8 protein-coding genes are annotated in these 7,982 nt (G+C 64.8%); 1 reads left to right on the top strand and 7 read right to left on the bottom strand.

The genetic code is table 11. The annotated features are described in order from the left end of the window. Positions 1–164: 164 nt before the first annotated feature. The 3 genes from E3O48_RS00900 to E3O48_RS00890 form a co-directional block, all read right to left on the bottom strand. Positions 165–356 carry a DUF1918 domain-containing protein gene (locus tag E3O48_RS00900; RefSeq protein WP_134508981.1) on the bottom strand — a complete coding sequence of 64 codons (192 nt, stop codon included), beginning with the start codon at positions 354–356 and terminating at the stop codon, positions 165–167. A 69-nt stretch (positions 357–425) separates the two neighbouring features. Next, positions 426–890, bottom strand: a complete 465-nt coding sequence (locus E3O48_RS00895; protein ID WP_241982342.1) for a MarR family winged helix-turn-helix transcriptional regulator — start codon at positions 888–890, stop codon at positions 426–428. A 366-nt stretch (positions 891–1,256) separates the two neighbouring features. Then, on the bottom strand, positions 1,257–1,715 hold the full coding sequence (locus tag E3O48_RS00890) for a MarR family winged helix-turn-helix transcriptional regulator (RefSeq protein ID WP_134536972.1): 459 nt from the start codon (positions 1,713–1,715) through the stop codon (positions 1,257–1,259). 157 nt (positions 1,716–1,872) lie between these two features. Here E3O48_RS00890 and E3O48_RS00885 point away from each other — a divergent pair, with 157 nt between their 5' ends. After that, positions 1,873–2,688 carry a bacteriorhodopsin-like gene (locus E3O48_RS00885; RefSeq protein ID WP_134536971.1) on the top strand — a complete coding sequence of 272 codons (816 nt, stop codon included), beginning with the start codon at positions 1,873–1,875 and terminating at the stop codon, positions 2,686–2,688. Positions 2,689–2,764: 76 nt separating this feature from the next. Here the strand turns inward: E3O48_RS00885 and E3O48_RS00880 are convergent, their stop codons facing one another. Genes E3O48_RS00880 through E3O48_RS00865 form a run of 4 tightly spaced genes read right to left on the bottom strand, consistent with a single transcriptional unit; the run spans position 2,765 to position 7,861 of the window. Continuing rightward, positions 2,765–3,607 carry a DUF6671 family protein gene (locus E3O48_RS00880; RefSeq protein WP_134536970.1) on the bottom strand — a complete coding sequence of 281 codons (843 nt, stop codon included), beginning with the start codon at positions 3,605–3,607 and terminating at the stop codon, positions 2,765–2,767. Beyond that, the gene (locus tag E3O48_RS00875; protein WP_241982341.1) at positions 3,604–3,933 is read right to left on the bottom strand and encodes a transcriptional regulator; all 330 of its coding nucleotides are present in this window, start codon (positions 3,931–3,933) and stop codon (positions 3,604–3,606) included. The genes E3O48_RS00880 and E3O48_RS00875 overlap by 4 nt, the downstream gene beginning before the upstream one ends. Positions 3,934–3,935: 2 nt before the next feature. Next, complete coding sequence (locus tag E3O48_RS00870; protein ID WP_134536969.1) at positions 3,936–6,365, bottom strand: DUF2309 domain-containing protein; 2,430 nt, start codon at positions 6,363–6,365, stop codon at positions 3,936–3,938. Then, a complete protein-coding gene (locus E3O48_RS00865; RefSeq protein ID WP_166788570.1) occupies positions 6,362–7,861 on the bottom strand; it encodes a proton-conducting transporter membrane subunit in 1,500 nt (499 codons plus the stop codon). Before E3O48_RS00865 ends, E3O48_RS00870 begins: the two co-directional genes overlap by 4 nt. Positions 7,862–7,982 lie beyond the last annotated feature (121 nt).

Genomic DNA, 7,982 nt, shown 5'->3' with positions numbered 1-7,982 from the left:
CACCCTCCGCCTTCGATTAACAGCGTCCACGCCGGGCCAGTCCGATCTGACTAGACGTGTACCGCTACCGACAATCGATTAGGACTCACTCATCTAGACCGGCGGGCGGTTTTGTGCGTGCGAGGAGCCTCGCGGCGCTGCCTGACCGGCGGTGTCTGATCGGCTCAGACCGTTTCGGCGTGCTCGATCACGAAGTCGGATCCCGGGTAGACGACGCTCTCGTGGCCCTCGCCGAACCGAACCCGGTACGGCGGTTCGCCGTCCTCTCCCCGTACCTCGATGATCTCGCCATGCCGATCTGGTGTCTCCACCGTGCGACCGCGAATGATGATTCGATCTCCTGGGCGTGCGCGCATGAGACTCACCTCCTGAGCGTTACGTTACGCCGACAGTCGCCGCCTGCACAGGGCCACTTCGGGGCGGGGTCAGGCGTGCCGGGGTTTGCGGCCGGCGCCGGCGGGAGCCGTGCGCAGCCGGTCGCAGAGCGCCGTCAACTCGGCCAGTTCCTCATTGGAGAGGGCGTCGCCCATCCGCCCCGTGATCGTGTCCATGTGCTGCAGCGCCACCCGGCGGAACACGTCATACCCCTCCGGGGTGAGTTCGACGATCGCGCCGCGCCCGTCGGACGGATCGGTGAGCTTGAGCACGTACCCGCGCGAGGCCAGCCGGTCGACCAGGCGGCTCACGCTCGGCTGGGTGAGCAGCACGTGCTCGTTGAGGTCTCGCAAACGGATGCGCCGGTCGGGTTCCCGGGACAGGTTGAACATCACGTCGTACTCGTTGAAGGAGATCCCCTGGGCAGGGAAATCCGAGGCGAGGCTGCGCATGATGGCCACCTGGGCCCGGAAGAGGGACTCCCAGGCGCCCACGGCCGCCGCTCGATCGCTCACCGTGCCTCCAAAGTCGTGTTCCCCAAGGATAGGGACTCGACCAGTGGAGCACCGAATTCGCTGATAGGGAATTCGCAGGAAAATAACGAACAGACAGCTAGCGTTCCGTTACCGGTTCGTTATATATTCAGTGTGCGTCAACCGTTTGCTGTGGCGGGAGGCGCGAAATGTGATTGCAGGACACTCTTGGTGCAAGGGAAGAGGGTCGGTCGTTAGCCTCTGCGACCGGCCCTCAATCACGTTCACGGTCAATCGCGTCCCGCGCTGCAGGATGTCCGCGGAGGAGACGGTGTAGGCGCCCGGAAGACGTAGTTGTGCCCGTTGTTCAGCTTGCCGTTTTGACAAAAGAGGGAGCCGCTCTGCGCGTCAGGGGCGCGCGGACCGAGTGCGCACCTCGGCTGCGACCGACGTGAGCGTCTCGGTGAAGGCGGTGAGCTGCTGAGCAGTGAGGCTGGTGGTGCAGGCGGTGAGCATCTCAGAGAAATCTCGGTGGATGCCGCTCATCACGTCGTGCCCGTGCGGGGTCAGTTCGAGATAGAGGCTGCGGCGGTCGCCGGGATGGTCGACCCGCTTCAGCAGGTTCGCCTCGACCAACCGGCGGGCGATAGCTGTGATCGCACCGGTGGTCATGCCCAGGTGATGGGCCAGGTCTTTGGGTGTGATGCTCATCGACCGACCCACCCTGAACAGCGCACGCAACTCGGTGGCGCTCACGCCGGCATCTTGCGCGATGCGCTGGCGGTTGGCATCGAGGGCGCTTACGAACGACGTAGCAGCCGCCGGAAAACCGGTGAGGGTGTGCGCGAGTGGTGAGGGTTGGGCCATGTCTCCTCCGGCCGGCGCGGAGCGAGTCGTTTCACTCACGGTGGGTGAAAGATATTCTACCGAATCCTCCCCAAACAAGCTGAGAGTGTAGTTTACTGATTAAATCACTTAGTCAGTGAGACATATCAGGCACCGTCAAACCCCGATGGAGTAGCTCATGATTCCCGACATTCTCTCGCTTGGTCAATACGACACCGTCTACAACTTTCTCTCGCTGGTGATCGCCGCGCAACTGTTCACGGCGGTGTACCTGCTGATCGCGCTGCCGCGCATCCTGCCACGGTACCGGCAGGCAATCACGGTCGCCATCGTGGTCTGCGGTATCGCCGCGTACCACTACTTCCGCATCTTCGATTCGTTCAAGGCGGCATTCGTGACCGACGCCGTGGGTGGCCGAGGCGACTACGCTCAGGCCGCCGGGGCAGGATTCAATGAGGGCTATCGCTACGTGGACTGGCTTCTCACGGTGCCCCTGCTGCTGGTCGAGCTCATCGCCGTGCTCGCGCTGGCCCGGTCGGTGCAGCGGGGTCTTCTGGTGCGGCTCGTTCCGGCTGCCGCGCTCATGATCATCCTCGGCTACCCCGGCGAGATCAGTGGCGACAACGGTCTCCGTGGCCTGTTCGGGCTGCTGTCAACTGTCCCGTTCGCCTACATTCTCTATGTCCTGTTCGTGCAGCTGAGTAAGTCGCTGAACCAGCAGCCCGCGGGCGTGCGACGCATCCTGAGCCAGCTGCGCTTCTTGCTGTTGCTGAGCTGGGGCGTCTATCCGATCGCTTATCTGTTGCCGCTGCTGAGCATCGCCGGTCCTGATGCCTGGGTCTACAAACAGGTCGGCTACTCGATCGCCGATATTCTGGCCAAGGCCGTCTATGCGCTGATCATCTTCCAGGTAGCGCGCATCAAGTCTTTCGACGACGACCCCACGTTCGCCGACATCGAGCGCTCCCGCGGCGGGGCGCCGGCGCGCGCCTGACCGTGAGGAGGGCGCCGCGCGGAAGTATTTTTCGATCGCCACCGGCAGGGAGTACATCATTCGTTGGGCTGCCGGCTTAGGGGTTACAGTAATCGCACCATTTTGGATCTGCGTGAGCGTGATTTCGAGGGGTCCGGGTTTGGTAACTGCACCGGCCGCAGCCGTGGATATCGGCTGCGATGGTCTGGGTTGCCAATCCGCACAAGGAGCAGGGCAGGCCGTGTTCGACGTTGATGTGGCCAAACCCGGGCGCCCAGCAGTGCGGACACTCTGTTGCGAGTCGCTGAGCCATTTTTTCGCAGAGCGCCCGGATGGCTGTGGCGCGGGACGGTGCCTTGTGGGCGCGGTAGTCCGGAAGTATCACAACGGATTTGTGCTGTTTCAGAAGCGCTTCAGTGGTGTCGCCGAGGACCCCGAGTTGGGTGATGTTTTTGTGGACGGTCGTGTGGTTGTTCTGGGTGCTCTGAAGGATCACTCCTTGGCCCGGGAAGCCGACGGCTGACGCGAAAGTGAGGGCTTCGCGGGCGCTGGCGATGCGTCGTCCTCCGGCCAATGGCGAAGTGGTGACGCTGCCTTCGACAATTTCCAGGCCCAGGGTGTTGTCAATGAAGAGGAGAAGTTCGATGTTCTCCACGAAGAGTCCGAATCCGGAGGTGAAGGTGCCCTCGGAGGCGAGGCCGAGGCCGGTTCCGGCGATTTGCATGCCGAGTCGGGCTTTCGTTCGGGCTGCGTCGCGCGGGCTGAGGGGTCGGGCGATGTCGCCGGCGAATGTTCCAAATTGGTCGGTGTCGAGCCCCCTCGCCGCGGTGACGGTTGCGCCCAGGGTGTTCTGGAATGCGTCATGGGCGAGCAATTCTTTGCCGTGCATCGTGGCGAAGGTGATCGTGCGTCCGGTGTAGACGGTGCGGGGGCAGGTCATTGGAAGTAGTCGGGCCTGGATACGTAGGTGTCGGAGACGAACATGACACCACTGGAGGTGCTGAGAAGTTGCTGCACGGCGTCGATCAGCTCGCCGGCGTTGTCGGGTGGGAGGACGGTGATGAGCATGGTGAGGGTGTCGTATTCGTTGAAGAGTAAGGCGCCGGAGTGTTGGCCGTGGTGTCCGATTCCGGACACCCCTGACACGGACGTGTAGCCCGTGGCTCCGGCGGAGGTGATCAGTTCGCGGATTGCGGGGGCGTCGCGGGCGGGCACGACAACCTCCAGCCGGGTCATTTGGGTCAGGTTGTTCATGGTCATGGTCATGGTCATGTTCCTTTCAGTGCGGTGGGGGCGGCCGTCCAGCCGTACGGGGTGTAGCGCCGCCAGGGGGCTGCGGGGTCGTTGCGTGCGGTGAGGGTGATCCAGTCGTTGTCGAGCAGGTTGCGCAACACCTGGTTACGGGAGACGATGCGGCCGATGCTGTCCAGGGGAGCTTGGATGATGACGGTCAGGCGCATCGGTTCGTGGAAGAGTTGGCCGCCGAGGCCGACGGATTGCCAGGGCAGGCCGCGACGCAGGTCGCCGGCGTGGCCGGCGAGGACTCCGATGGTGCCAATGGCGTTGTGGATGGTTTTGGTTCCGGCGCCGAGGGTGGCGGGGTTGAGGGCGGAGAAGTAGTACTGGTGGTTGATCCACTGGGCGACCACCAGGGGTGCGGTCATGATCGTTTCCAGCGCGGCACCGTCCAGGTCCAACTCTGTTTGGTAGGAGTGGAGGAACACCCGCCGGTTCAGGTTGACGCCGCGGGTCATCTGACGCGGTCCGATGATCATGGCGGCGTTTCCGGCCAGCCCCAGCTCTGGATACACCTCCGCCCAGTCGTGGGCGCGCCCCTGCACCCGGGCCGGGGAGTGTGGGGAAGCTCCCGGCAGGTCCTGGGCGCGTTCCTTGACCAACCGTCCGGCGGCTGCGCGCTGGGCCCGGTCGAAGGTCTGCGCCGCATGGACGTGGCTCTGCGGGACGAGGTGCCGGTCCAGGACTGTGACGGCGTCGGTGACGGTGTTGTGCTCAGCCGCGATGAAGAAACTGTCGGAGGGGATATCGATTCCGCGGGCTGCGAGGAGGGCGCGCACGTCGGGGTCGTTGAAGATGGCGGCGGAGGCGCGGGCGTTGGCCGCCCCGGGGTTGCCACCGCAGGCACCGCAATCCAACGCTGACTGGTACAGGTTGTTCATCGACTCGGATGCGTGGCCGGCGAGTACGACCAGTGGGGCGAACTGGCCGATGCCCATCATCCGCACCGCGGTTTCAGCCATCGCGGCCCGCTCCTCGAGCGTGAACGCGTCAACGATTGTCACGTTGCTCGGGAGAGCGGCCGTCGATGGGGTCAGGAATCGGTGGATTCGTGCCTGCAACGTCGGGGTAAGGGTGCGCAGCACGCTTATGGCGCCGTACAGCCAACCGGATACCTCCGCGAAGGCGAACGGCGTCACTGCGCCGGAGTCGGCACGGTGGGTCGACTGACGGAGCGCGTCCCGGGTGCGGCCGCGCATGATGTGGTCGTCAGCCTTCGCCGGGTCCGTCGGGTGTTCGGTCAGGTGGTGGCGGGCGGTCAGGAGGGCCGGCAACGAATTCACGGCCCCGCGGGCTCTGTACCGGGAGAAGCGCACGGGGACGCCGAAGAATCCGGCGAACCCGAACGTTTCCACGTCGGGGGGGACCTCGATGTGACGCCGCATTCCTTCGGACCGGGGGTCAATGCACATCACCAGTTGCAGTTGGGGACGAGGGGTGAAGGGATCAGTGTCCCTAAGGGAGGCCACCAGGGTGGCGCGGTAGTGCAGCTCGTAGGCCTTCTGCCACGTCAGCTCATGGTCGGGCACCGGATGGGTGGCCAAGACCCGGCTCACTGCCGCGATGTCGTCGCGGTCTGCTCGACTGCCGCCGATCGACCGGGCAACGTGCTCGGCCCGGTGCCACAGGGTCGTTTGCGCCTCTTCGGCGATCAGGGGTTTGCGTGACGACGGGAGAGGTGTCAAGTCGAGGACGGCTTGGAGGGTCAATCTCACGCTCAGGTAGGAGAGCAGGTCGATGTCCCCAATCTTCTCGGCCCGCCACTTGATATGGCCGACCCAGCCCGGCAGGTACTGGAGCTCGGCTCGGAGCGTCTCCGTCACCGCCTCCGCCGCGACCCCGAGCTGGACCAGCGCCCACGCCAGCGCGGCGTCAGGCTCGACGGGCAATTCGGCCATCGTCCGGCGCGCCGTTCGCGGGAGTGACGGGTCCCGGCGGGCCAGAGCGCGCCACGCCTGGTAGAAGCCCTGCTGCTTGTGCGGCATCGGCCAAAGCGGGTCCGGGTTCAGGTAGGACGACACCCAGGTGGCCAGGTACTCGTCCAGCCAGGGCGCCGATGGTTCCGTTGCGCCGGGGGAATTCCACTGCGCGCTCTTCATGTCCAGGACCGCCACGCTCACCGCGGACACGCTATTTCCGCCGATGGTGAGCTTCCCGGCCAGTTCGGGAACACGCTCGGCCAGGGCTGCTTCAAGGTCGGCATCGACGATGCGGCCGCGGTCGGCGTCGGCAAGGTAGGCCTCGCGGGATCGGGTGAGGACCACGCCCGGGGTGGCGGCGGTCTCGAACGGGCGAGGTTCGTGGCCCGCGAGAGGGTTCACCGCGATGAAGGACTCCACCGGCCAGGACGGCACAATGGCGTGGGCGGCTTTGGCCACCTGGGCGCGAAGAATCAAATTCATGACAACACTCCTGTGGTCACAGACGGGCGGGGGAGGGCGGTCGTCACGGTCCTGGTGTAAACGAGGTCACGCAGGTGTGCAAGCTGGCGCGGGTTGCGGGAGAGCAGTTGGACCGCGATGAGGCCGACGGCGGGCAAGGCCAGCAGCCAGGCCGGGCCGGCGTTGATGGTGGTCGCGGGTTCCAATGCCGCTGTGAACATTTGCAGGAGGGCCACATATCCGAACGCCAGCAACACAATCGTTGCCGTGCCGGTGAGGAACGTTCGGGCCGAGAAATTGGTGTTCAGTGCTGTGCCCAGAGCAACGCTGGCGGTCACGGCAACGAACACGAGTAGAGCGGTGCTGGCCGTTGACACGTCGGGGGAGAACACCCATTCGGCTGCGGACAGCGCCGCCAATGGCACCAGCACCGACAGGGTCACGGCTGCAGCGAGTGTGAACGGCGAGTAGTTCTCTCGGGGTGGAAGGTCTCGGTCGACGGCGTGCTGTCGCACCCCCATGCCGGCCCCGAGGAAGAGGGTGGATTTGAACAGGGAGTGGGCGACCAGATGGAAGATTGCTGCCGCGAACACTCCCAAACCGCAGGCCATGATCATGAACCCCATCTGCGCCATTGTTGAGAACACCAACCGGCCCTTCACATCGGGCCGGACCAGGCGGACCGCCGATGCGTAGACCAGGGTCACGGCACCGGCCACGAACACCCCGATCATGACGGCCTGGTGTGGCGCGATCGCCGGGGCGAATCGGATAAGCAGGATCGCACCGGCGTTGACCACGCCGGCGTGCATCAGCGCGGACACCGGCGTGGGCGCCGCCAACGTGAACGGCAACCAACCCTGGAAGGGGATCTGGCTTGACCGAGCTAACGCCGAGACCACGAGCAGCGCGGCGCAGGTCAGTTGAAGCGGCAAGGGCAACGACTCCGCGACGGCACCAAGCTGATCCAGGGGAATATCTCCTTTGGCGGTGACCAGCAGGATGGCGACAGGAACCAGGAAGACAATGTCAGCGATCATGAACCTGGATCCGGTGCGCCGGATCCCGTCGCGGGCCTGCGCAAGCGGCCGATAGGTTGCCAGGAGCACAACGAGGGCCGCCCCCGCTCCGATCCAGGCCACGGTGAACAGGGCCACCGACCCGGCGCATACCATCAACACGGTGAAACCGGTGAGCAGGTTGGCTGCGACGACAAACCATACCTGTCGAAGATCACCGCGGAGGTAGCGAATCGCGAAGACCTGGATCAGCGCGCTGAGTCCCAGCACCAGCACCGACAAGATCAACGCCAAGGCATCCAGGTGCACGGAGGTGGACCCGAACACCACCTGCTCACTCCGGTGCGGCGCGGCAACAGATGCGATAGCGATCACGATAGTCGCGACGAACCCGACCCCGACCACGGTCGCCGCCAGGCGGGCAGCCCTGTCCCCGCTCACCCCCGCCCAACCGAGGAGCGCGGCGCAGAGCCCCGCGATCCACGGCGTCAGGGTCACACCACCCACAACAAGCCAATCAGACATCAGCACCTCTCGAAGCACGACCTACAAAACAGGAAAAACATAGCACATGTTTAGTGTCGGGAATTGAGTGTGGAGAGAAGCTCGTCGGGTGGGA

The organism is Cryobacterium sp. HLT2-28 (assembly GCF_004402495.1).
Classification (GTDB): Bacteria; Actinomycetota; Actinomycetes; order Actinomycetales; family Microbacteriaceae; genus Cryobacterium; species Cryobacterium mannosilyticum.
Note: the sequence above shows the minus strand (reverse complement) of the source record. Positions and strands in the feature narration are given on the sequence as shown.

Coding starts and splice junctions, on each gene's coding strand:
- E3O48_RS00870 (WP_134536969.1), bottom strand. CDS start 6,365: ATGAATTTGATTCTTCGCGCCCAGGTGGCCAAAGCCGCCCACGCCATT.
- E3O48_RS00880 (WP_134536970.1), bottom strand. CDS start 3,607: ATGACCTGCCCCCGCACCGTCTACACCGGACGCACGATCACCTTCGCC.
- E3O48_RS00890 (WP_134536972.1), bottom strand. CDS start 1,715: ATGGCCCAACCCTCACCACTCGCGCACACCCTCACCGGTTTTCCGGCG.
- E3O48_RS00885 (WP_134536971.1), top strand. CDS start 1,873: ATGATTCCCGACATTCTCTCGCTTGGTCAATACGACACCGTCTACAAC.
- E3O48_RS00900 (WP_134508981.1), bottom strand. CDS start 356: ATGCGCGCACGCCCAGGAGATCGAATCATCATTCGCGGTCGCACGGTG.
- E3O48_RS00875 (WP_241982341.1), bottom strand. CDS start 3,933: ATGACCATGACCATGAACAACCTGACCCAAATGACCCGGCTGGAGGTT.